Below are 23,451 nucleotides of genomic sequence, written 5' to 3' on the forward strand. Positions count from 1 at the left end.
AACAGGACGCCCCCACCATGTTCGAACGTTCGACTCCGACGGCGCTGCTGGATTCCTGGGCCGTCACCCAGCCCGATCGCCTCCTGGTCGCCTGCGGCGGTCAGGAGCGCAGCTACCGCCGCATGGTGGAGGTTTCCGAACGCCTCGCGGGTGGTCTGCGAAAGGTCGGTGTCAGCCCGGGCGATCGCGTCGCGTTTCTGACGGGAAGTCGGATCGAAATGATCGACTTCATCTTCGGATGCGCGCGCGCCGGAGTCATCGAGGTGCCGCTGAACACCTTCCTCCGGGGCGAGTTCCTGCTGCATCAGTTGCGCGACTGCGGCGCGACCGGGATCGTGGTGGACGGTCCGGGCCTGGCGACGATCACGCCACTGTTGGCCGACCTGCCCGATCTGCGGTTCGTGGTGGCGCTCGACGACGAGACCGCGTCGGAGAGCGACCTGGCGCCGGGTGTCCGGCTGCTCGGCTTCGGTCATCTGCGCGATGCGGAACCTCCGCCGGAGGGGTACACCGCAACGCCGGACGACGTCCTCGCGTTGATGTACACCTCGGGGACCACAGGCCTGCCGAAGGGCTGCATCCTCACGCACGGGTACTTCGTCCATGCCGGTCACGTCATGCGCACGGGGTGGGAGTTCCGGCACGAGGACACCATGATCACGGCCTTCCCGCTGTTCCATCTCAGCGGCCAGGCCAACGCCCTGATGTCGACGCTCACCGGAGGCCTGAGCCTGTACGTCGAGACCGCGTTCTCGGCGTCCGGTTTCATGCCCCGGGCGCGAGAGGTCGGGGCGACGGTGACGATGGGGGTCGGGGCGATGGCGCTGGCGATCAGTGCCCAGCCCGAGAGCGCCGACGACGCGAGCCACCCGTTGCGTTTCGCCTCGTGGATTCCGCTGCCCGAGTCGGTTCAACACGCCTTGGAACGACGTTTCAACCTCGTTGTCAGCTCGGAGGCGTACGGCCAGACCGAGTGCGCGCCGGTCTGCATCAGCCCGCCGTCCTCGCCACGCAAGCGAGAGACGTGTGGCGCGCCGGCGCCGGGGCTGGAGGTGCGGATCGTCGATGGGGCGGACGTCGAGGTGCCCCGGGGCGAGGTGGGCGAGATCGTGGTGCGGCCCCTCGAGCCGGACAGCCTGTTCTCGGGCTACTGGAACAACCCGGCGGCCACCGTGGAGGCGTTCCGCAATCTCTGGCACCACACGGGGGACACCGGCCGGATGGACGCCGAAGGTTTCATCACCTTCGTGGACCGCAAGAAGGACGCGATGCGCCGCCGCGGCGAGAACGTCTCCTCGCTGCAGGTCGAGGCGGCGATCGGCAAGCACCCCGGGATCGCCGAGGTCGCCGTTCACGCCGTCCCGTCGCCCGCGACCGAGGACGACATCAAGGCGTGCATCGTCCCCGCCGCCGGGGCGGACCTGACTCCCGAGGCCCTGTTCGAGTTCTTCCGCGAACAACTGCCGTTCTTCGCGGTTCCGCGGTACGTCGAACTCGTCGAGGCGCTGCCGAAGAACGCGATGAACCGGGTGCTCAAGCACGAACTGCGCGCCCGGGGCGTCACCGACTCGACCTGGGACCTCGAGGCGATGGGCCTCACGGTCGCCGCCGGGGACCGCCGATGACGGCGTCGACCACGGCCGTGCCGGTCCGCGTCCCGCGGGGGCTCCGCGGCCCGCTCGCCCCCATGCGTTTCGAGGCTACGGTCGAGGACTGTGCCGTCACCTACGGAGAGATCCCGCCCGAACTCAACGGGGGGTTCTACCGGAACGGGCCGGCCTGGAAACGCCCCACCATCCAGGGTCTCGACACCCCGTACTCGATGGACGGCATGATCCAGGCGCTGGTGTTCCGCGAGGGCCGTGCCGACTTCCGCAACCGGTGGACGCGCACCCCCAAGTACCTGGCCGAGGAGGCCGCGGGGCGGGCCCTTTTCGAGTGGAGTGACGCGCACTTCGGCGACTGGCGAGCCTGGGCCCTCGGCGAGGTCGAGCGCAACTCCCGCACCGCCGGCGTCCCGCAGGGGACCAACGGCGTCAACGTCGTCCCGTTCGGGAACCAGATCCTGGCGCTCGGGGAGAACAACGCCCCGGTGGCGCTGGACCCGATCACGCTGGAGACGATCGGGGTCGTCCCGTGGTCCGCCGAACTGGGCACGGCGATGGTGGCGCGGGCCCATCCGGGTGACGGCGCCTTCGCCGCCCATCCGAAGTGGGACGAGCGCACCGGCGAGCTGTACGGCTGGTCGTACTCGGACCGTCCGCCCTACGTGACGCTGCACTGGGTCGCGCCGGGCGGCAAGGTCCGCAGCCGCCCGCTGGAGGACGCCCCGTACAACACGGTCGCGCACGACGTGTGGCTGACCGAGCGGTACCTCGTGGTCCCGTTCCAGCCGTTCACCGTGGGGCAGGACCGGATCCGCGCCGGCCACTCGGCCTACGCCTGGGACCCGGCGCTGCCGATGTCCCTCGCCCTGGTCGATCGGGACGACCTCGACGGCCCGGTGCGCTGGATCTCCGCGGACTTCGAGGCCGAGTACGTCATGCACATGCTCTCGGCCAATCACGTGGGCAACACGATTGTGCTCGACGCCCCGATCTTCGACCGTCCGCCCTTCCAGTTCGAGGACCGGTTCGCGCCGGGAGACGGTTTCGTGCCGTTCTGGAAGCTGGCGACGAGCGGGATCGGCCGGTGGGTCGTCGACCTCGAACGCGGCACGATGCGGACCGAGAAACTCGGCGATCGCCCGGTGGAACTGCCCAAGGTGGACGAGCGGTACTACGGCCGGCCCTACGAGTGGGCGTTCCTGACAGCCGGCGACCCGCAGCCCGACGGTGGCATGCGGATGAACACGGTGGTCCGCCGCAATGTGCGCACCGGGGCGGAGGAGGAGTACCTCGTCGACGAGGACCGGCACGTCACCGTGTTCGAGGGCACGCTCGCCCCGCGCTCGCCGGACGCTCCCGAGGGCGACGGGTTCTTCCTCGTGCCGGTGTGTCGCTTCGCCGAGCGGACGTCGGAGTTCCTCATCTTCGACACGCGCGGGTTCTCGGACGGGCCGATCACGCGGATCGCCCTGCCCTTCCAGATCGGCTGGTCGCCGCACGGGCACTGGATGGACTTCTCGTGAGCGCAGTGCCGGTTCCGCCGTCCCGGATCGGGCTGTTCTTCTTCTACACCGAGACCTCCGCCCCCTTGCGGACGCTGGCGCGGATCGCCGAGGACGCCGGCATCGAGTCGATCTGGGTGCCGGAGCACTCACACATCCCGGCGGCCGGCCACACCCAAGGGCCGTTGGGGGAGATGCCGGAGAAGTACAGCCGTCTGTTCGACCCGTTCCAGGTGCTGGCGACGGTTGCGGCCGTGACCGAACGGATCCGCCTCGGCACGGGCGTCAGCCTGATCGGTCATCACGACCCGATCTTGCTGGCGAAGACGCTCGCTTCCCTCGATCACCTCTCCGACGGGCGACTGCTGCTCGGCATCGGTGCCGGGTGGAACCGGGGCGAGATCGAGAATCACGGCGTCGATTTCTCGCGTCGGTGGGCCCGCGCGTTGGAACACCTGGCGGCCATGAAAGCCATCTGGACCCAGGAGGAAGCCTCCTTCCACGGCGAGTGGGTCCACTTCGACCGGATCTGGTCGTGGCCCAAGTGCGTCCAGCAGCCCCACATCCCGGTCCTGCTCGGGAACATCAACCCAACCCCGATGGTGGCCCGCCACGGCGACGGGTGGCTCCCGTTGTCCCTGGCGCACCCCGGTGCGCTGCCGGAGGGCATCGAGACACTCCGGCAGAACGCCCGGGAGGCGGGCCGCGATCCCGACGGCCTCGACGTCACGGTCATGTGTCTGGAACGGACGGACCCGGCCACGGTGGCCGAGTACCTCGACGCCGGGGCCAGCCGCGTCGTCCTGCGCGCGCCGCTCTCGTCGGAGGAGCGGTTCCGGGAGTACCTCGCGGCGCACACGAACCGGAGGGCAGCGGTGTGAGCGATCTGATCGTGGACGTCCGGGACGGCGTCGCCACGCTGACCATCGACCGTGAGGCCGAACGCAACACCGTCGGCGGGACGCTGTTCCGTGAGCTGCTCGAGGCCTCCGAGTCCCTGGAGAACGACGACGCCGTGCGTGCGGTGGTGGTCACGGCGCACGGCCCGTTCTGGTGCTCGTCGTCGGACGTCGAGAACCTCGGGGAGTGGGTGGGGCGCCCGGTCGACGACCTGCTGCACGACCCGGACTTCGCCGGGGACATGGGGCTTCCGGTGCTCTCCGAACAGGCTCGTCGGTTCGACCGGCTCGGCATCGGACGCTGGGTGCTGCGCTTCTCGGCCATCCAGAAACCGTTGATCGCCGCCATGAACGGCTCAGCCGCCGCCGGCGGGTTGTCGCTGGCCCTGCTGCACGACGTACGGATCGCGGCGGAGGGTGCGCGCTTCCGGTCCGGGTTCCTCAGCGTCGGCGTCGGGCCGGAGATGGGCTTGTCCTGGACGTTGCCGCGCGTCGTGGGTGTGCCGATGGCGACGCGCATGATGCTGGAGGACGTGACCCTGGACGCGGCCGCCGCGCTGGAGTGCGGGCTGGTGCACCGGGTGCTGCCCGCGGACCAGGTCCTGCCGGCGGCGCAGGAGCTGGCCGCGCGGCTCGCCGCGGCGCCGCCCCTGGCCGTGCGCGCCACGATCCGGGCTCTGCGAACCACCGGGAGCGCAACCTTCGAGCAGCAGCTGTCGCTGGAGTGGGACAACCAGCGCATCTGCATCCCCAGCAAGGACGCCCAGCGTGCCCTGCACGCGCTGCTGGCCAAGGAACCCACCGAGTACACCGGCGAATAGGAGCGGTCGGCGTGAAGGTCAACGCGTTCAGTCAGAAGCTCTGTGTGGTGTCCGGCCCGTTGATGGCCCTGACGTTCCTGATCGCGTTTCTGATCATGGGCTTCGTGCCGCCTCCGGACCCGAGGCTGACCGGCGAGGAGATCGTCCAGCTCTTCACCGAGGACCAGGGGCGCATCCGTGCGGGCGGGGTGCTGATGATCTTCGGCTCGGCCCTGCTCTTTCCCTGGATCTCCGTGATCTCGGTGCAGCTGCGCCGGGTCGAAGGCGGTCAGCACACGCCGATGGCCTCCACACAGTTGGCCTCGGGGGCGCTCGGCGCGTTCCTCTTCCTCACGCCGATGATCGTGCTGGAGGCCATGGCCTACAAGCCGGAGCGGCTCGATCCCCAGGTCGCCGAGGCGATGTACTACCTCGCCTGGTTGTTCTTCGTGGGGACGCCGGTCTTCGCCGTGCTGCAGAACCTGTCCATCGCGGTCGCGATCCTGCAGGACACCTCACCGAACCCCGTCTTCCCCCGGTGGGCGGGTTACCTCAACCTGTACATCGCGCTCCTGTTCGTGCCGGGCGTCGCGGTGTTCTTCTTCGACTCCGGGCCCTTCGCCTGGCGCGGCATGTTCCCGTGGTGGATCCCGCTCTCCTTCTTCGGGATGTGGATGGCCGCGATGGCGACCCTGCTCTGGCGGGCCATCGACGCCCAGCAGCCCGCCGCTCCCGAGGCAGCACCCGCGACGGTGGGGTCTCCGGATCCGGCCTCTCCGCCGGTCACCGTCCCCTGATCGGGCGTTGTCAAGACAGGGTGACACCCCTCACTCGCGAGTAAGGGGTGTCACCCTTTCTTGACAGCGCTGACCTCGGGTCAGAACCCGCCGCCCCCGTCGAAGCCGGCCCCGTCGAAGCCGCCGCCGTCGAAGCCGCCGCCGTCGAAGCCGCCGCCCCAGCTGTGGCCCTCGGAGGGGCCGGCCCAGTCGATGCCGCCGTCGTGGGTGGGGTCGGTGTGCAGCGCGGCGGCGACGGAGGTCCCGGCGTAGGCGCCGGCGATGCCGGCCAGGAGGGACCCGGTGCCCAGGCCGCCGGTGCCGAGGCCGCCGAAGGTGCGCTCGAGGGTCCCGGGCTGGCGCATCTCGGCGCGGGTGGCGGCGCGGGCGAGGGTGTCGGGGTCGTCCGAGGCCGGACGCTCGTGCTCGGGCGTGACGGCGGCGAGCTCGGCCAGGACCTGGCGGCGCTGATCCGGCGTCAGGGCGGCGAAGGCCTCGGCGTGGGCGTCCTCGACGGTCTCGGGGGGAGCGGTCCGCAGCAGGTAGCGATAGCGCTCGAGTGCCTGCTCGTCCGCGGATCGGGACCGTTGCGCCGGCACGTCCGGTTCCCGACCGAGCAGTCGCTTGAGCAGGCCCATGACAACCTCCGGTGACCGCGGGTCGATGCGCTCGACGATCCCCTTCCCCGCAGCGGGCAGTTCGAAGCCCGCGCGTGCTTGATCATCCCCGCGCCGGGTAGGGCCACCGACTGCGACGAAGGGGACGATGTGGAGCGAGCGGTACAATTGGGCCGGACCGCGGCGGACGCCGGCGGTGCAGCACTCGCGGCGGTGTTCGGGACGGTGGCGAAGGTCCGCCCCGCGCCGAAGCCGCTGCACCCGGCGGGGGCGCAGGTGGCCGGGACGCTGCGCCGGTGGGGCTGCCTGCGCTCCTGGGGCGTGCCGTGGCTCGACGAGCCCGGCGAGGACCGCGTTCTCGTCCGCTTCTCCCGCGCGACCGGCCTGCCCGACCCCTGGCCCGACATCCTCGGCCTGACGATCCGGGTACAGCGTCCCGACGGGCCCGCCGACCTGCTGCTCGCGACGACGGGTACCGGCGTCCTGACGAAGTTCACCCTGCTGCCGCGCCGCGACCCGGGCGCGGACTACGGGACGCTGATGGCCTACCGCACGCCGACCGGTCCGCTGTGGCTGTTCGCCCGCGGTGACGGGCGTGCCCCGTTCCCGCGGCGGATCCGGCTCTCCGCGGCCGACGCCCGCGGCGGGGTGACACCGTTCGGCGAGATCGTCCTCGACGCCGAGCCGGACACGACGGACCCGCTCATCTCCTTCGACCCCGTCCAGAATCCCTTGCCGGGTCTGGTGTTCTACGCCTGGGAGCAGCGACTACGTGAGGGTGCTTACGCTGCGGCCCGTTCCGTGCGTGGCCGGGAGAGGTCCGGGTAGGCCCTCGGCGAGACCGGACGACACGGGGAGATCTACATGTCGATGACGGCGCGGGAGCGGGCCATCCTCGATGCGACTGCCGCGGACCTGTTGGAGACGGCGCCCGCGCTCGCCGGCTTCCTCGCTGAAGGACCTCACCTGCTGCGGATCCAGGGCGTCCCGCCGAAGGAGATCGACGGGCTGGTGCCGGACTGGCAACCACCGTCGCGGCGCTCGCGGATGAAGCGCAGGCTGGGCCTCGGCAAGCCACGGCTGATGCGACCACCGGAGCTCTGAGCACCGGTTCGTAGGCTGGCCGCGTGGCAGACGCGTTCTACGAACCTCTGGGCGATGAGACCTACCGCTCGACCGAGCACACCGTCGGCCCGTGGGGTCCCGACTCGCAGCACGCCGGACCGCCGTCAGCGCTCCTCGGCCGCGCACTGGAGCGCATGGAGACCTCCTGGCCCGGCACGCTGACGCGGATCAGCCTCGACATCCTCGGCGCCGTGCCGGTCGCCGACCTGCAGGTCCGGACCCAGGTGCTCCGGCCCGGCCGCAACGTCGAGCTCGTCCAGGGCGAACTCGTCGCCGGGGACCGCGCGGTGCTGCGTGCCCAGGCGTGGCGGATGCGCACCGCGGCCATCGACCTGCCGCCGGTGCCGGAGGGCGGCCCCGTCGACCCCGTCCCGGAGTTCTCCGAGGAGGACGGCCCGTTCTTCGAATGGGGCGGTGGTTACCTGCGCGCAATGCAGTGGCGGGCCGTGCCCGGCACCCGGCGCGGGGTCGGGCAGGCGGCGGTGTGGGCGCGGATGCGTTTCCCGCTCGTCGCCGGCGAGGAGCCGACGGGCCTGCAGCGCGTCCTCGCCCTCGCGGACTCCGGCAACGGCGTGTCCCACCGCCTCGAACCCGACGAGTGGCTGTTCATCAACACCGACCTGACGGTCCACCTCGTCGCGCCCCCGGCCGGGGAGTGGATCTGCCTCGACGCCGTCACCCGCCTCGACAACTCCGGCTTCGGTCTCGCCTCGTCCCGCCTCTACGACCGGGACCGGCTCGTCGCCCTCGGCGCGCAGTCGCTCTTCGTCGCCCCCCGCTCCTGACCGTCGTCACCTACCGTTGGAGATGACATCTCTTGTGCACGTGCATTGAAGATGACATCTCTTGTGCATGGGGGGACGGCATGACGCTGATCGCGGAGGACGTCCTGCTGTTGCTCCTCGACGACGAGTCGGGGGCGTTCGCGGCCGGCAGTGACAAGCGCGGCCCGGTGCTGGCCGGCGCGGTGCTGGCGGAGCTGGCGCTCGCCGGGGCCGTTGAGATCGAGACCGAGACCGGGCTGTGGAAGCGGACCCGCGTCACGGTGGAGGACCGCGCCGCGGTCGACGACCCGGTCCTGCTCGCCGCGCTCGACGAGATCGACCGGAAGCCCCGCTCCCCGCAGGACCTCGTGGGCGGCTCGGCAAGCGACTGCCGGACGAGCTCTGCGACCGTCTCGTCGAACGTGCCGTGCTGCGCCGTGAGGAGACGAAGGTTCTCGGCCTGTTCCCGCGCACGCGCTGGCCCGCCGAGGACTCCCGGCACGAGGAGGAGCTCCGCGCCGACCTGCACCGCATCCTCCTCGACGGGGGCGACGCGGGGGAGCGGACGGGCACCGTGATCGCCCTGCTCTCCGCCGTCGACCTCGTGGCCAAGGTCGTCGACCGCGGCCCGCTCTCCGCCCGCGACCTGAAGAAGCGGGCCAAGGAGGTCGCCGAGGCGAGCTGGGCCAGCGACGCCGTCCGCAAGGCGGTCCAGGCGAGTCAGGCCGCGATCCTCGCCGCGGTCGCCGCGAGCGGCGCCGTCGCCAGCAGCGGCTCCTGACCGCCCCCCCGCCCCGGTGGAGATGTCATCTCCACTGAGTCGGGCCCTGTCGAGTGGAGATGTCATCTCCACTGATTCGGGCCTTGTCGAGTGGAGATGTCATCTCCAGGGGGAGGGGTGTCCGAACGGAGGGTTTCCTTTTGCCGCGACCGAGGTAAGGTAAGCCTTACCTCGCGCGCAGCGCTGGCGTGGAGCGCGTGGACCCTGATCGCGGCCGTCCCGGCGGCCGGTGCCGCAGCCCTTGAGGACCGACGTGCGCTTCCCCGACCCCACGGCTCCCGACCTCGCCACCTGGCTGAGCGGGGAGTTCCTCGCCCTCACGGCGAGCACGTCCACCGACCCGACGCGGCCGCTCAGCCGGGCGCAGGTGCTGGTCGACGACGCGGCGGTGCTCCGGGAGGCGCACCGGCGCCTGCGGGCCCGGGACGTGACGCCGCAGGCGGGCGCGACCTACCTCGCCGGCTGGTTCGCCGGGGAGCTCGGGCGGATCGTCGGGCTCGGGCTCGCCTCCGCGGGGGCGGGGCTGGTGCTCGACGGCGGCTCGCTGGTCTTCGACGTTGTCGAGGAGGGGCGGCCCGAGCGTGTCCGGCCCGGCCGGGTGCGCGCGATCGTGGCCCTGGATCACCCGTGGGCCGGCAGCGCGGACGTCGAGGTCGTGCCGGCCGCGGAGGTCCTCCCGCGGACGATGGCGGCGCTCGTCGAGGTTGCGGCGCCGCTGATCGAGGCCTGCCGGAGCCTGGCGAAGGTCGGCCTCTCCGGGCTCTGGGACGAGGTCGCCGACGGCGTGGTCAGCGAGCTCGCGTACTGCGACAAGCTCGCCGTCACACCGCTGGCGGAGCAGATCGTCACCGCCGCGGTGGCGGTGCCCGGCATGCCGTGGAAGGCGCGGCCGAAGCTGGTGTGGGCCGAGTCCGACGCCCTCGGCCGCGTGCTGATCGCCCAGAAGGGTGGCTGCTGCCTCGCCTTCACCTGCCGTCGCGACACTCCGCCCGAGTCAGAGCTGACGGGGCCTCAGTTGGCCTACCGTCAGCGGTTCGGGCTCGACCCGGTCGGCAAGCGCTACTGCGGGACGTGCCGGTTCCGCGACCTCGACGACGTCGTCGAACGTCGCGTCGCCTGGGCGGAGTTCAACCGCCGCGAGGCGGGCTGAGTCAGGCGTCGACGAGCCACGCCCACAGGTCGCCGTTCGACTCGGCCACGGCCCGCTCCGCGAGGTGCCGGCCCCAGGTCGCCTCGTTGCCCCACTCGTCGCGCCATGACCACAGCGGCCGGGTCAGCCGGTGCAGCGCGTGCTCCTGGCTGACGCCGAGCGCGCCGTGGAGCTGGTGCGCGATCCGCGCCCCGGTCCCGGCCGCGACGCTCGAGCGGGTCTTCGCCGCGGCGGTCAGCAGCGACGCCCGCGGGGTGCCGGTCGAGGCCACCGCGAGGTCGGTGATCGCCCGCGCCGCCGACGCCTCCGCGGCGAGCTCGGCCAGTGCCTGCTGCACCGCCTGGAACTGCACGAGCGAGCGTCCGAACTGGACCCGGTCGTGAACGTGCGTCGCGGTCAACGGGACCAACCGCGCCAGCGCCGCCGCGATCTGGACGCTGCGGGTGAGGGCGCCGGTGCGCTCGACGTCGGCGAGGACGTCCGCGACCGGCCGGTCGACCGACGCCGTCGCGACGGGGACGGCGTCGAGGGCGACCGCGTCCCGGGGCTCGTCGGCGACGTTGCGCCCCGGCGTGATCGTGGCGTCCGCGGCCCGGACGAGGGCGACGGTCGTCCCGTCCCCGTCGGCGACGGGTACCAGCAGGTGCGACGCCCAGCTCGCCCACGCGACGCGGGGCGCGGACGCGGTGACCCGGCCACCCGTGAGCGCGCCGTCCGTCGCCGGGACGACCACCACGACCTCGGCGTCGTCGGGCAGGGCGAGCCCGGCCGCGGCGAGCAGCGCGGTGGCCCCGATCAGGGTGTCCGCCAACGGTGACGGCGACCCGACCAGCGCCGCGGCGACGTCCGCCGCGTCACGCAGTTCGCCGCCGTGCCCGCCGAGCTCCTCGGGCAGGCCGACGCGGTGCCAGCCGTCGTCGAGCATCCGCTTGAGCAGGGCGCGGCTGCGCTCGGGGGCCCACACGCCCGACGGCTCGAACACCTCGGTGCCGGCGCACATGGCGGCGACCGCGGCACCGGCCTCGCTCGCGGGCTTGACCGGGTCGGTGGTGAGGGACTTGGCGACGATCCCGCGCAGGATCTCGTTCGTCCCGCCGCGGAGGGTGAACCCGGGGGAGTGGGTGACCGAGTGCGCCAGATGCCGCGTCAGATCGTCGGCGGAGTCGGGGTCGGCCTCGCGCGGGTGCAGCCGCCGGGCCAGGTCGATGACCCGGCCCTCGAACCGCGTCCCGAGGTCCTTCACCAGGGCGGCCTCGACCGCCGGCGCCTGCCCGCGGCCCAGAGCCTCGGCCACCGCGGCGGACATCGCGCGCAGCGTCGTCAGCTCGGCCAGGGCGATGCCGAACTCTGACGAGGTGTCAGCAGCAGCGGCGAGCAGGGGAAAGGTCGAGAGGAAGCGCTCGGGCCCGGAGCGTTCGTAGGCCAGCTCGGAGGTGACCTGCTTCCAGCCGTCGCCCTCGGCGCCGAGCAGGTCCGCGTCGGTCAGGCGGACGTCGCTGAGTACCACCTCGTTGAAGTGGTGGCCGCCGTCGAGGGAGACGATCGGGTTGATCGTCACCCCCGGTGCGCGCAGGGGGACGAGGAACTGGCTCAGGCCTGCGTGCCGCGCCTTCGGGTCCAGGGGCGAGGTCCGCACCAGCGCGATCATGTAGTGCGCCTCGTGGGCGCCGCTGGTCCAGACCTTGGTGCCGTTGAGGACCCAGTGCTCCCCGTCGCGGCGGGCGGTCGTGCGCACCGACGCGAGGTCCGAGCCGCTGTCCGGCTCGGACATGCCGATCGCGAAGAAGCACTCGCCGCGGGCCATCGCGGGCAGGAGTCGCTGCTTCTGCTCCTCCGTCCCGTGCTTGAGGATCGACGGGCCGGACTGGCGGTCCCCGATCCAGTGCGCGGCGACCGGCGCCCCGGCGGCGAGGAGCTCCTCGTTGACGACAAGGCGCTCGCGCTCGGCGCGCGCGTGCCCGCCGTACTCGGTCGGCCAGGTCATGGCGAGCCAGCCGCGGGCGGCCTGAGCCCGACTGAATGCGGGCGAGCAGCCCGACAGCCAGGCGTCGCACTCCAGGCGGATGCCGAGCTCGCGGACCTGCTCGGCGACGAACGCCCGAACCTCGCGCCGCAGTGCTGCTTCGTCCATGGGCTGCTCCTTGGTCTCGCCGCACCGTAGCGGGCCGGTCCGCACCCTGCCGAGACTGGCGCGACCATTTTAGAGATACCAAATCTCATTTTGTTGAGTGGAACGGGCACCGGTGCTCCGAGGCTGAACCGGGCCCTTCGGGGGTAGGGCCTGGGCATGACGACGGCGCGGGGCGCGACCCCGGAGCAGGCCATCCCCGAGCGCGCGCTCAGCGACCGCCTCGATGCGTGGCTGGGTGACGACGAGCCGAAGACGCTCGGCGGGCTGCTCAAGCACTTCGGGCAGCAGGCGTTCGCGGTCGCGTTCGTGCTGCTGATGATGCCCTCGGCGCTGCCGATCCCGACGGCGGGCATCACGCACGTCCTCGAAGCCGCGACGCTGCTGCTCGCGTTGCAGCTGGTCGTGGGCCGCGACGAGCCGTGGCTCCCGCGGCGGGTGCGGGACAAGGAGCTGAAGTCGCTGCAGTCGGAGAAGGCGCGGCGCCGGCTGGTCACTCCGCTGGAGAAGGTGGAGAAGATCGCCCGGCCGCGCTTCGCCCGCACGGTGCAGAGCAACGCGGGGCGGATCGTGTTCGGCCTGATCGTCGTGCTCTTCGTGATCGGCGCGATCGTCGCGCCCCCGTTCAGCGGCCTCGACACCCTGCCGTCGGCCGGCATCGTGCTGGTCAGCCTCGGGGTGCTGTTCGGCGACGCGATTCTCGTCGGCGTCGGCGTGCTGGCCGGGGTCGGCGGGATGGCGCTGATCGTCGCCCTCGCCGGGACCGTCGCCTCCGCGATGGGCAGCATGTTCTGAGACCGGCCCTTCCGTCGCGTCACCTAATGCATTTAGATGTCGCCGCGGAGGTGCGGTGTGAAGATCGGTGTCATGTTCGGGCTCGCGTACGGCGCGGGCCGGCCCGAGTTCCTCGATCACCTGGCGGTCGCCGTCGAGGAGCGGGGGATCGAGTCGGTGTGGGTCGCCGAGCACGTGGTGCTCTTCGACTCCTACGACAGTCGCTACCCCTACAGCCCGGACGGCCGGGCCCCCGTGCCGGCGGACGCCGGGTTGCTGGAGCCCTTCGTCGCGCTGAGCTACCTCGCCGCGCGGACGACGACGGTCCGCCTCGGCACCGGCATCTGCATCGTCGGGCAGCGCAACCCGGTCTACACGGCCAAGCAGGTGGCGGACCTCGACGTCCTCTCCCGCGGCCGCGTCGACTTCGGCGTCGGGGTGGGCTGGCTGCGGGAGGAGTACGAGGCGCTGAACGTGCCGTGGGCGAATCGGGGTCTGCGCACCGACGACCACCTCGCGGTGATGCGGGCGCTGTGGACCGACGAGGTCGCGTCGTACTCCGGGCGCTACTACGAGCTGCCGCCGAGCCGGCTGTACCCGAAGCCGGTGCAGACGCCGCACCCGCCGATCCACGTGGGCGGCGGCAGTGACGCCGCCCTGCGCCGGGCCGCCCGGTTCGGTCAGGGGTACAACGGCATGAACATCACCCCGGAGGACCTGCCCGGCGTGCTGACCCGGCTCGACGTCGAGCTGGAGAAGGAGGGCCGTTCGCGCGACGGCTTCCAGATCTCCATCGCCCCCGCGTTCGGCAGCTTCGGCCCCGGCCTCGCCGACCGCTACCGCGACCTCGGGGTCGACCGGCTCATCGTCCCCCTCGCCGCCTTCGGGCCCGAGGACCTCGACCGCGCCCTCGACGCCCTCACCGCCGCCGGCGTCTGACGCGCTGATCCGTCCGGCCCCACCCCCACTGGTTCGAAGGGGACGGCCAGGAAACGGGGCGTTAGCCGGAATCGGGGGCGGGCACGTCCTCGGTATGGACGCACGGATCGCGGAACCCTGGGGCGCACGGACTCCCTACGGGCCGGGGGAGACCTGGCCGGAGCGGGTCGACAGCTACCTCGCCGACGGGGTGAGTGAGGCTGACGTCGAGCGGTGGGTGCCGACGGCGAGCATCCTGCACTCCAACGGGGACGCGCTGGACGTCGCGGTGGCCGGGGGCCGGATCGTCGGGGTGCGCGGCCGCGCGCACGACCGCGTCAACCACGGCCGGCTCGGGCCGAAGGACCTCTACGGCTGGCAGGCGAACAACTCGACCGACCGGTTGACGCGTCCGCTGATCCGGCGCAACGGGCACCTGGTCGAGACCGACTGGGACACCGCGATGGACGCGATCGTCCGCCGGACCCGCGAGTTGCTCGACGAGCACGGGCCGTCCGCGATCGGCTTCTACACGTCGGGCCAGCTGTTCCTGGAGGAGTACTACACGCTGGGCGTCCTCGCGCACGGCGGGCTGCGCACCAACCACGTCGACGGCAACACCCGGTTGTGCACCGCGACCTCCGCCGAGGCGCTGAAGCAGAGCTTCGGGTGCGACGGCCAGCCCGGCTCGTACGCCGACGTCGACCACGCCGACGTGATCGCGCTCTTCGGCCACAACATGGCGGCCACGCAGACCGTGCTGTGGTCGCGAATCCTCGACCGCCTCGCCGGACCGAACCCGCCGCAGGTCATCTGCGTCGACCCGCGCCGGACGCCGGTGGCCGAGCACGCCACCGTGCATCTCGCGCCGCTGCCCGGGACGAACCTCGCCCTGATGAATGCGCTGCTGCACGAGGTGATCGTGAACGGGTGGACGGACGAGGACTACATCGCCGCCCACACCGTCGGCTACGACGAACTCGCGAAGCAGGTGAAGCCGTGCACGCCCGAGTGGGCCGCGGAGATCTGCCGCGTGCCGGCGGCGGACATCCGCGCGGCCGCTCGGGTGGTGGGGTCCGCGCAGCGACTGCTGTCGACGGTCCTGCAGGGCTTCTACCAGTCGCACCAGGCGACCGCCGCGGCCGTGCAGGTCAACAACCTCAACCTCCTGCGCGGGATGCTGGGCAAGCCGGGCTGCGGGATCCTGCAGATGAACGGCCAGCCCACCGCGGAGAACACCCGCGAGTGCGGCGCGGACGGCGACCTGGCGGGTTTCCGCAACTGGTCCTCCGACGCGCAGGTCGCGGACCTGGCGCGTGTGTGGGGCCTCGACATGCACGACATTCCGCACTACAGCCCGCCGACCCACGTGATGCAGCAGCTGCGCTACATCGAGGAGGGGTCGATCCGCATGTGGTGGGTCTCGGCGACCAACCCGGCGGTGTCGCTGCCGGAGCTCGCGCGGATCCGGTCGATCCTCGCGCAGGAACGTCTGTTCCTGGTCGTCCAGGACATCTTCCCGACCGAGACCACCGAGCTCGCCGACGTCGTCCTCCCGGCCGCCACGTGGGCCGAGAAGGAGGGCACGTTCACCAACGCCGACCGCACCGTGCACTACTCGGGTCGGGCGGTCGACCCCCCGGGTGACGCTCGGTCAGATCTCGACATCTTCCTCGACTACGCCCGGCGCCTCGACCTCCGCAACCGGTCCGGGGAGCCGCTGATCCACTGGACCGACCCCGCGAGTGCGTTCGCGGCCTGGCAGGAGTGCAGCCGCGGCCGCCCCTGCGACTACACCGGGTTGAGCTACGCGATGCTGCGTGAGCGCGGCGGCGTCCAGTGGCCGTGCACCGCCGAGAACCCCGACGGGACCGAACGGCTGTACGTGGACGGGAAGTTCTTCGCGGCCGCGGACTACTGCGAGACCTACGGCCGCGATCTGCTCACCGGCGCCCCGATGGAGCCGGCGGAGTACCGAGCCTTCAACCCGGACGGCAAGGCGATGTTCAAGGGCGCCGAGTACACGCCGCCGCCGGAGACCCCGAGCGACGATCACCCGTTCGTCCTGACAACCGGGCGGACGCTCTACCACTTCCACACCCGGACCAAGACGGCCCGCGCCCCGCAGCTCGACGCCGCCGCGCCGGAGGTGTGGGTGGAGGTGTCGGCCCCGGACGCCGAGCGGCTCGGTGTCGAGGAGGGCGACCTGCTCGAGATCCGTTCCCCGCGCGGGAGTGTGCGCGCCCCGGCGCGGATCGGCGGGATCCGTGAGGGCGTGGTGTTCCTGCCGTTTCACTACGGCTACTGGGACACCAAGACCGAGGACGACGGCCACGAGCGCGCCGCCAACGAACTGACGATCACGTCCTGGGACCCGGCGTCGCGCCAGCCGTTGTTCAAGACCGCCGCGGTGTCGGTGCGGAACCTGACGAAGGACGGTGGGCAGCGATGAAGCTCGGCCTGGCCCTGCGGGAACTGCACCGCTCCGAGACCGAACTCGCCCAACGGCTGCTGCACGCCGGCGAGCGACACGAGGCGGACCAGGACGTCTACCACCTGTCCCGCACCCTCGCGGCCTGGTCGACCGAGCACGTCCGCGCGATCGCGGAGCAGGCCCGCCGTTACGACGAGGACCTCGACCCCGAGCCGCGGTTGGAGACGCGTCTGGTCGAACGTCTCCGGGAGCGCGCGGCCGAGGTCCTCGGCCGCGAGCCCGAGGCCGGGATGCTCCTGCTGCTCGACCTGCGGGAGATCTACCTGGCGGCCGCCGGTGTCTCGGTCGACTGGGAGCTGATCGCCCAGGGGGCGCAGGGTGTCCAGGACCTCCCGCTGATCGAGTTGGCCCAGCGCGCGCACACCGAGAACCTCCGTCAGATGCGCTGGGCGAACGCGAAGCTCAAGGAGTCCGCGACCCAGGTTCTGCTCACCTGACGCCCGTGTCAATAAAGGGTGACACCCCTTACTGCGCAGTAAGGGGTGTCACCCTTTTTTCACGGGGGAGCGGGATCACCGGGGCGATCCGGGGCTCACCGCCGCACCGGCCGCCGCGGGCGCGCCAGCCGTAGAGCCAGTGCTTGACGAGGAAGCTCTCGTCCTCGTCGTCGGAGTCGGCGGGGTAGGGGCACGCCTCGGGGGACTGGCCGGCCTCGGCCGCGCAGGCCCCGCGGCCGACCGCGGTCAGGACCGCCTCGTGGTCCTCCCACCCGCGGACCCATGCCTGGGCGAGGGCGCGGGCGTCGGGCTCCTCGGGGTCGAGAAACGCCCAGGGGTCGCACGGCTGCCGCCGGTGCCGGGCCAGCGCTCCGCGCCGCCGCTGCTGGGCGCACGCGTAGATCAGCACCAGCGCCGCTCGCCGCTCCTCGGCGTCGAGCACCTCGACCGGGTCGGGCGACCCGACCAGCCGTAGGACTTGCCCCATCGCTGCCCTCTTCCGGTCTCGCCTGTTGCGCATGTTGCTCAGGAGCCGATGACTCGTTGTTCACTGTGTAGCGCTCCGGACCGACAGAACCGAGCGGACCCGCCGTACGCAGGCAGAATCGACGCCGGTGGAACCGACCCGGGCGCCCGCCGAACGCTGATTAGGCACCCTGTGCAAGATCTTGGACAAGCCCTCTAGACAACCTGTGCAAGTTTCGTCACCATGGGACCTGCGCCACCCCCGGCGCCCCCCCGACAACCGGTGAACTTCCCGGGCTGCGGCCCGACCCGCCCCCGAATCGCCCCTCGACGGGCAGCAACCTGCACGCCGACCCGGCCGACCCGTGCCGGCCGGCTGCGGTGCGCCGACCCGTCAGGACGGAGAGGAACTGCAGATGGATCTCGGACAGTGGCTCCGGCTCAGCTGGGACCGAGCCGGTGCGTGGGTCTGCGTGGTGGCCGGCGCGATCGCGCTGGTGCTGGGCTGGATCGGGGTCAGCAACAAGCTCTACACCGCCGAGCAGATCCCGTACGTCATCTCGGCCGGGTTCGGGGGACTGTTCCTGCTCGGTCTGGGCGGGATCCTCTGGCTGTCCGCCGACCTGCGTGACGAGTGGACGCAGCTGGACAAGCTGGAGGAGCTGCTCGCCCTCCAGGCCGAGGAGGACGCCGCCGCCCAGGCCGCTCCGACCGTCGTGACGCCGAACTCCCTGGTGGGGTCGGCTCAGTGACGACCCGTCAGCGACGTCGCCCCCCGGTGGCCGCGACGCTGTGGACCCCGGCCGACCTCGCGGTCACGTCGATCCTGGTCGGCGTCGGCGCCCTGCTGTGGTTCGTCGGCTGGTACAGCGCGTCGGACAAGCTCGTCGAGGGTGACCAGATTGCCGCCCTGAACCTCTCCGCCGCCGGCACGCTGCTGGCCGGCGCGGGACTGGTGTCCTGGTTCCTCAACGGGCGTCGCTCGATCTGCACCCGCCGTCGCCGCCTCGTCGAGCGCCGGCGGGCTCAGCTGCGCCCGGCCACGGTGGCGCGCGCGGCCGCGCTTCCCGAGACCGCGGCGACCGCGAAGGAGAGCCTGGCCCCCCGCGCGTCCTCGCCCGTGCTGGTGGCGGGTGAGTCGCTGCGCCGGTTCCACCGCGCGGACTGCCCGCTCGCGACCGGGCGGAACTGGCCGGCGGCCGAACGCTCGGCGCACGAGGCCGCGGGCCGCGCGGCGTGCGGAGCGTGCCGCCCATGAGCACCGTTCTCACCCGCGCGGGCGACGCCGCGCGCACGAACCTCAAGGGCCGTCCGCAGCAGATCGGCCTGACCGTGGTCCTGCTGCTGGTCGGCGGGCTCCTGGCGTCGGCGAACGACTTGTGGCCGTTCGTCATCAACGGCATCTCGGACGGCTCGATCTACGCTCTCGCGGCGCTCGGCCTGGTTCTGACCTTCAAGACCTCCGGCATCTTCAACCTCGCCATCGGTGGCCAGGCGGCCGCGTCGGCGTACGTGTTCTACAGCTTCCGGATCGACGCCGGGATGCCGTGGCCGGTGGCGGCGCTGCTGGCGCTGCTGATCGTCGGCATCGGCGGTTCGCTGATCCTGGAGCGGATGGCCTACCTGCTGGCCGAGGCGCCCCCGGTCATGAAGATCGTGGCGACGATCGGTCTGCTGGTCTTCCTGCAGTCGGTCCTCACCGGCGCCTACGGCCCGGCGACCCTGCAGTTCTCGCAGTACCTGCCGACGGACAGCTTCGCGATCGGCGAGGTGCGCGTGCAGGCGAGCCAGGTCATCGTCACGGTCTTCGCTCTCGCCTCCACGGCCGGTCTGTACCTGTACTTCAAGCGCGCCCGCCTCGGTGTCGCGATGCAGGCCGTGGTCGAGGACCCGAACCTGCTCGCGCTGGAGGCGACCAGCCCGGTCGTGGTCCGCCGCTACGCGTGGGCGATCGGCTCGTCGTTCGTCTCGATCTCGGGCATGTTGATCGCTCCGGGCCTGGGCATCCAGGTCAACCAGATGCTGCTGCTCTACGTGACGGCGTTCGGCGCCGCGGCGCTCGGCGGGTTCTCCAGCCTGCCGCTGACGTTCGCGTCCGCGATCGGCATCGGCATCACGATGAACATCCTGTCCGACAAGCTCGCCGGCCAGACCGACGTCGTGCTCTCGCAGCTCTACACGCAGGTGCCGTTCCTGGTCCTGGTCGCGGCGCTGCTGTTCGTGCCCAGGCGCAAGCTGATCGAGCGCGGTGCGAAGCGGGCCCGGCGGGCGACGCCGATCCGCCAGTTCCCGCCGCAGGTCATGCTCCCGGCCGGCGCGCTCGGGCTGTCGGCCGCGGTGATGGTCCCGTTCGTCGTCGACTCCGCCGACATCAACCAGTACACGACCGCGATCGGGTTCGCGATCGTGCTCGCCTCGCTGGGTCTGCTGATCTGGACCTCGGGCCAGCTCTCGCTGTGTCACATGGCGTTCGCCGCCGTCGGGGCCACGACCTTCTACCACGCGCAGAACGCCGGGTGGCCGTGGCTGCTCGCGCTGCTCGCGGGTGCGTTGGTCGCGATCCCGGTCGGTGCGCTGGTCTCGATCCCGTCGTTCCGTCTGTCGGGCACGTACCTGGCGGTGGCCACGTTCGGGTTCGGGCTGCTGTTCCAGAACCTGATCTACGCCACCGACTTCATGTTCGGCGCCGCCGACATCCGCTCGGTCTCCCGTCCGGAGCTGTTCGGCATGGACACCGCGAGCGACCGCGGCTACTACTACACGGCGCTGGTCATCGCGCTGGGGTGCGTCGCCATGATTCTGACGGTCCGTCGCAGCCGCCTCGGTCGTCTGCTCCGCGGCCTCGGCGACTCGCCGGCGGCCCTGGCGGCGCACGCGACCAACACGCGCCTGACGTGCCTGATGGTCTTCAGCCTCTCGGCGTTCCTGGCCGCGGTGGGTGGCGTCCTGATCGCGGGCGTCCCGCAGTCCGCCTCCGGCAACGCGGGTGGCTCGTTCGGGTACTTCAACTCCCTCGTGCTGGTGGCGGTCCTGACCTTCTGCGGCCGCCGGCCGATCCTGTCGCCGGTGATCGCGGCGGTGCTGTTCGTCGTCATCCGGATCTACGAGCCGTTCAACAGCGAGACCTTCGTCGACTACCAGGGCGCGATCTTCGGTGCGCTCGCCCTCGGCGTGGCGATCGCCCCGGCGCTGCGGGTGCCGACGCTCGGCCGACGCGGCATCGCCCGCGTCGGGCGGCGCACCCCGACGGCCGTCCGGGTCCAGCGAGTTCAGGGCCGTGTGCGTGAGGGGGTGGCGGCATGACGCGCGAGCTCCCGTCGCTGGAGATCGACGGCGTCACGGTCCGCTTCGGCGGTCTGGTCGCGGTCTCGGAGGTGACGCTGACGGCGCCGGCCGGGCAGATCACCGGCCTCATCGGCCCGAACGGGGCCGGCAAGACCACGACGTTCAACGCCTGCACCGGGGTCGTCCCGGCGGCGAGCGGTTCCGTGCGGCTGGGCCGGACGGTCCTGGACGGGCACGGCACCTCCAAGCGCGCGGCGCGTGGCCTGGGCCGCACGTTCCAGCGCATGGAGCTCTTCGACTCGATGACGGTCGTGGAGAACGTCGAGCTCGGCGTCGAGTCCTTCCTCGCCGCCGGCCGCCCCTTCGGGCAGATGTTCTGCCCGCCGGGGGAGCGCAGGAAGATCGCCGCGCGGGCCGCGGACGCCCTGGAACTCTGCGGGATCACGGGCCTGGCCCGGCGCACCGCGGGGGACCTGTCGACCGGTCAGCGCCGGCTCGTCGAGCTCGCCCGCGCGATCGCGACCCCGTTCTCGTTCCTGCTCCTCGACGAGCCGTCCTCCGGTCTGGACCCCGAGGAGACCGAGAAGTTCGGGCAGATCCTGCTCGACTTCGTCGCCGACCGGGGCGTCGGGATCCTGCTCGTCGAGCACGACATGGCGCTGGTGTCCTCGATCTGCAGCTACATCTACGTCCTGGACTTCGGGCGGCTGATCCATCAGGGCCCGACGGCCGAGGCGCTCGCGTCTCCGATCGTCCTCGAGGCCTACCTCGGCACCGAGTCGAGTGCGCTGGACTCCGCAGCCGAATCGATCGACGGAGCGGAGGCAGCGCATGCTTGAGCTACGGGGCATCACCGCCGGCTACGACACCGGCACGGTGCTGCGCAACGTCGACCTGATCGTTCCGGACTCCTCGGTCGTGGCGCTGATCGGCCCGAACGGTGCGGGCAAGACCACCCTGCTGCGCGTCGCGTCCGGTCTGCTCAAGCCGACGGGGGGTCAGATCATCCTCGACGGCGTCGACGTCACCGGCCGCCCGACCGAGGACCTCGCCCGGCGGGGTATCTGTCACGTCCCCGAGGGGCGGGGCGTCTTCCCGGGTCTGTCGGTCGCGGACAACGTGCGCCTGCAGGCACCGCCGCAGGTCGACAAGCGTGCGATGGCCCGCGCGGCCGAGGCGTTCCCGCGCCTGGGGGAGCGCGCCACGCAGCTCGCCGGCACCATGAGCGGTGGTGAGCAGCAGATGCTCGCCCTCGCCCACACCTACGTCAGCGACCCCTCGATCGTGCTCCTGGACGAGGTGTCGATGGGGCTGGCGCCGAAGATCGTCTCGGAGATCTTCGAGTTCCTGGAGGGCCTCGCCCGGTCCGGGAAGTCCCTGCTGCTCGTCGAGCAGTACGTCGCGCGGGCACTGGAGTTCGCCGACTACGTCTACATCCTCAACCGCGGCCGCATCACCTTCGCCGGCGAACCCGGCGAACTCAGCGAGAGCGCCGTCGCCGAGTCCTACCTGGGAGCGAGTCGATGACCCACCGCGCCGCAAAGCCGACCTCGAGCACCCGGCTGAGCCGGGCCACCGGCCGCCGCGTCGCCGCCGGTGCCGGGGCGATCGCCCTGCTCGCCGTGAGCGGCCTGGTGCTGGGCGGCTCGGCCCAGGCCGACGCCCCCACCGACTACGAGCTGCTCGCCGGCGCGAGCTCGCTCGACATCCACATCGCCGACAACAACCTGCCGGTGACCCAGGTCGTCGATGCGAGCCCCTACGGCGCCTCGGCGACCCTGTCGAGCTCCGGTGTCGTCAAGGCCGACGCCGGTGCCCCCTACGCGCCGTTCGGCTACTCGCTGCCCTCCACCGTGACCGGCCTCGGTGCGGGCAACCTGCCCGCGATCCCGCCGTTCCCCGGCTACGTCGCGGCCAGCTACCCGGCCAACGCGATCGACGAGCAGAAGACCGGCGGCTACGAGCTCTCGGCCCGCACGGCGGAGCGCTCCTCGGTCGGCAGCGTCCGACTCGGTCAGATCGGCTCGGACAGCTCGACCGGGTTCGCCATCGCCCGCGCCACCGCCAACGACGACGGCACCGTCACCACCGAGGGTGCCGCGGGTGCCTCGGCGTTCAGCTTCGGTGGGGTGCTCGACCTCGGCCGGGTGTCCTCGGTCCTGTCGATGACCAAGTCGCCGAACGGCAAGCCCGTCATCACCGGCACCACCGACCTCGGCACCGTCACCGTCGCCAGCAACTTCCCCTCCGGCATCCGGGACGACGGGTCGCTGGTCGCCGGTGCGCCCGTCCCGCTCACGCCGTCCTCGATCACCGCACTCAACGCCGCGCTCGAGCCGCAGGGCCTGGCCCTGACCTACCTGCCGCGCACGTTCACCTACACCGACGGCACCACCAGCACCGGCGCCCAGCCCGACGCGCGCAAGACGATCCGCACGGTTTCCTCCGGTGCCTTGCAGGTGAGGTCGAGCCAGAACGTTCCCACCCAGGGCAAGGTCGACGTCGTCTACACCTTCGGCCGGGTCACCCTCTCCGCCACCAACGGCGGGTCCGTGACCACCGGCGCGGACGTCGTCGACTCCACCGTCGGGGGCATCTCACCCGAGCTGTCCGGAGCGATCGATGCCGCCGCCGGCCAGCTCCCGGGCGCACTCCCGCCCGACGCCGCCGCTCTGCCGGAGACGGCCACCGGCCAGCTTCCGGGTGCCGTGCCCACCGTCGAACTCGCGCCCGCGGCCTCGCCGCAGACCGGTGTCGTCGCCCTCGCCGGGCGCGCGGCCTCCTACGGCGAGAGCCCGTACCTGATGCTCGTCGTCGCGGCGCTCGGCGCCCTCGGCGCGGCGCACCTGGTCCGTTTCCTCGCCGTCAAGTAAGCCCCCGTTCTCGAACCGTCGAGCCGCCGTCCGGCCCCGAGAGGAACCACCCGAAT

22 protein-coding genes and 1 pseudogene are annotated in these 23,451 nt (G+C 71.8%); 20 read left to right on the plus strand and 3 right to left on the minus strand.

Annotated elements, in window-relative coordinates; translation table 11 throughout:
* The first annotated feature begins 17 nt into the window (after positions 1-17).
* From ABD401_RS09755 to ABD401_RS09775, 5 genes are read left to right on the plus strand one after another with little or no spacing between them, the layout of a single operon-like run.
* Entirely contained in the window at positions 18-1,625 is a 1,608-nt protein-coding gene (locus tag ABD401_RS09755) for an AMP-binding protein (RefSeq protein WP_344604094.1), read from the plus strand.
* Positions 1,622-3,130, plus strand: coding sequence for a carotenoid oxygenase family protein (locus tag ABD401_RS09760; RefSeq protein WP_344604096.1), 1,509 nt, complete (start codon positions 1,622-1,624; stop codon positions 3,128-3,130). The genes ABD401_RS09755 and ABD401_RS09760 overlap by 4 nt, the downstream gene beginning before the upstream one ends.
* Entirely contained in the window at positions 3,127-3,990 is an 864-nt protein-coding gene (locus ABD401_RS09765) for an LLM class F420-dependent oxidoreductase (RefSeq protein ID WP_344604098.1), read from the plus strand. The genes ABD401_RS09760 and ABD401_RS09765 overlap by 4 nt, the downstream gene beginning before the upstream one ends.
* Positions 3,987-4,829 (plus strand): enoyl-CoA hydratase/isomerase family protein, encoded by an 843-nt coding sequence (locus ABD401_RS09770; RefSeq protein WP_344604100.1) that lies wholly within the window; start codon positions 3,987-3,989, stop codon positions 4,827-4,829. The genes ABD401_RS09765 and ABD401_RS09770 overlap by 4 nt, the downstream gene beginning before the upstream one ends.
* 11 nt (positions 4,830-4,840) lie before the next feature.
* Positions 4,841-5,605: a hypothetical protein gene (locus ABD401_RS09775; protein ID WP_344604103.1), complete on the plus strand. Its 765-nt coding sequence runs from the start codon at positions 4,841-4,843 to the stop codon at positions 5,603-5,605.
* 80 nt (positions 5,606-5,685) lie between these two features.
* Here the strand turns inward: ABD401_RS09775 and ABD401_RS09780 are convergent, their stop codons facing one another.
* Complete coding sequence (locus ABD401_RS09780) at positions 5,686-6,222, minus strand: hypothetical protein (RefSeq protein WP_344604105.1); 537 nt, start codon at positions 6,220-6,222, stop codon at positions 5,686-5,688.
* A 129-nt stretch (positions 6,223-6,351) separates the two neighbouring features.
* Between ABD401_RS09780 and ABD401_RS09785 the strand changes: the two genes are divergently transcribed.
* The 5 genes and pseudogenes from ABD401_RS09785 to ABD401_RS09805 all read left to right on the plus strand — a co-directional run bounded on the left by ABD401_RS09785 (position 6,352) and on the right by ABD401_RS09805 (position 10,021).
* The gene (locus tag ABD401_RS09785) at positions 6,352-7,029 is read left to right on the plus strand and encodes a hypothetical protein (protein ID WP_344604107.1); all 678 of its coding nucleotides are present in this window, start codon (positions 6,352-6,354) and stop codon (positions 7,027-7,029) included.
* A gap of 36 nt (positions 7,030-7,065) precedes the next feature.
* Positions 7,066-7,305, plus strand: a complete 240-nt coding sequence (locus ABD401_RS09790) for a hypothetical protein (RefSeq protein WP_344604109.1) — start codon at positions 7,066-7,068, stop codon at positions 7,303-7,305.
* Positions 7,306-7,328: 23 nt separating this feature from the next.
* Positions 7,329-8,111, plus strand: coding sequence for a thioesterase family protein (locus ABD401_RS09795; RefSeq protein WP_344604111.1), 783 nt, complete (start codon positions 7,329-7,331; stop codon positions 8,109-8,111).
* Positions 8,112-8,191: 80 nt separating this feature from the next.
* Positions 8,192-8,871: pseudogene (locus ABD401_RS09800) on the plus strand (GOLPH3/VPS74 family protein).
* A 253-nt stretch (positions 8,872-9,124) separates the two neighbouring features.
* On the plus strand, positions 9,125-10,021 hold the full coding sequence (locus ABD401_RS09805) for a hypothetical protein (RefSeq protein ID WP_344604113.1): 897 nt from the start codon (positions 9,125-9,127) through the stop codon (positions 10,019-10,021).
* A gap of 1 nt (position 10,022) precedes the next feature.
* Here ABD401_RS09805 and ABD401_RS09810 read toward each other — a convergent pair whose 3' ends face one another.
* Entirely contained in the window at positions 10,023-12,152 is a 2,130-nt protein-coding gene (locus ABD401_RS09810) for an acyl-CoA dehydrogenase family protein (protein WP_344604115.1), read from the minus strand.
* A gap of 156 nt (positions 12,153-12,308) precedes the next feature.
* Between ABD401_RS09810 and ABD401_RS09815 the strand changes: the two genes are divergently transcribed.
* The 4 genes from ABD401_RS09815 to ABD401_RS09830 all read left to right on the plus strand — a co-directional run bounded on the left by ABD401_RS09815 (position 12,309) and on the right by ABD401_RS09830 (position 16,772).
* Positions 12,309-12,944 (plus strand): exopolysaccharide biosynthesis protein, encoded by a 636-nt coding sequence (locus tag ABD401_RS09815; RefSeq protein WP_344604117.1) that lies wholly within the window; start codon positions 12,309-12,311, stop codon positions 12,942-12,944.
* 57 nt (positions 12,945-13,001) lie between these two features.
* On the plus strand, positions 13,002-13,862 hold the full coding sequence (locus tag ABD401_RS09820) for an LLM class F420-dependent oxidoreductase (protein WP_344604119.1): 861 nt from the start codon (positions 13,002-13,004) through the stop codon (positions 13,860-13,862).
* Positions 13,863-13,956: 94 nt separating this feature from the next.
* Positions 13,957-16,293: a molybdopterin oxidoreductase family protein gene (locus ABD401_RS09825; RefSeq protein WP_344604121.1), complete on the plus strand. Its 2,337-nt coding sequence runs from the start codon at positions 13,957-13,959 to the stop codon at positions 16,291-16,293.
* On the plus strand, positions 16,290-16,772 hold the full coding sequence (locus ABD401_RS09830; RefSeq protein WP_344604123.1) for a hypothetical protein: 483 nt from the start codon (positions 16,290-16,292) through the stop codon (positions 16,770-16,772). The genes ABD401_RS09825 and ABD401_RS09830 overlap by 4 nt, the downstream gene beginning before the upstream one ends.
* 28 nt (positions 16,773-16,800) lie before the next feature.
* On the opposite strand, the gene ABD401_RS09835 is transcribed toward ABD401_RS09830, so the two are convergent.
* Complete coding sequence (locus ABD401_RS09835; RefSeq protein WP_344604125.1) at positions 16,801-17,259, minus strand: Rmf/CrpP family protein; 459 nt, start codon at positions 17,257-17,259, stop codon at positions 16,801-16,803.
* Between the two features lie 394 nt (positions 17,260-17,653).
* On the opposite strand from ABD401_RS09835, the gene ABD401_RS09840 reads away from it, so the two are divergent.
* Genes ABD401_RS09840 through ABD401_RS09865 form a run of 6 tightly spaced genes read left to right on the plus strand, consistent with a single transcriptional unit; the run spans position 17,654 to position 23,395 of the window.
* A complete protein-coding gene (locus ABD401_RS09840) occupies positions 17,654-17,989 on the plus strand; it encodes a hypothetical protein (protein WP_344604127.1) in 336 nt (111 codons plus the stop codon).
* The gene (locus tag ABD401_RS09845; protein ID WP_344604129.1) at positions 17,986-18,495 is read left to right on the plus strand and encodes a hypothetical protein; all 510 of its coding nucleotides are present in this window, start codon (positions 17,986-17,988) and stop codon (positions 18,493-18,495) included. The genes ABD401_RS09840 and ABD401_RS09845 overlap by 4 nt, the downstream gene beginning before the upstream one ends.
* Entirely contained in the window at positions 18,492-20,540 is a 2,049-nt protein-coding gene (locus ABD401_RS09850) for an ABC transporter permease (RefSeq protein WP_344604131.1), read from the plus strand. Before ABD401_RS09845 ends, ABD401_RS09850 begins: the two co-directional genes overlap by 4 nt.
* Positions 20,537-21,361, plus strand: a complete 825-nt coding sequence (locus ABD401_RS09855) for an ABC transporter ATP-binding protein (protein WP_344604133.1) — start codon at positions 20,537-20,539, stop codon at positions 21,359-21,361. The genes ABD401_RS09850 and ABD401_RS09855 overlap by 4 nt, the downstream gene beginning before the upstream one ends.
* Entirely contained in the window at positions 21,354-22,049 is a 696-nt protein-coding gene (locus tag ABD401_RS09860) for an ABC transporter ATP-binding protein (protein ID WP_344604135.1), read from the plus strand. Before ABD401_RS09855 ends, ABD401_RS09860 begins: the two co-directional genes overlap by 8 nt.
* Positions 22,046-23,395: a hypothetical protein gene (locus ABD401_RS09865; RefSeq protein ID WP_344604137.1), complete on the plus strand. Its 1,350-nt coding sequence runs from the start codon at positions 22,046-22,048 to the stop codon at positions 23,393-23,395. The genes ABD401_RS09860 and ABD401_RS09865 overlap by 4 nt, the downstream gene beginning before the upstream one ends.
* The last annotated feature ends 56 nt before the right edge of the window (positions 23,396-23,451 follow it).

Origin of the sequence: Sporichthya brevicatena (genome assembly GCF_039525035.1) — a bacterium.
Lineage (GTDB): Bacteria > Actinomycetota > Actinomycetes > Sporichthyales > Sporichthyaceae > Sporichthya > Sporichthya brevicatena.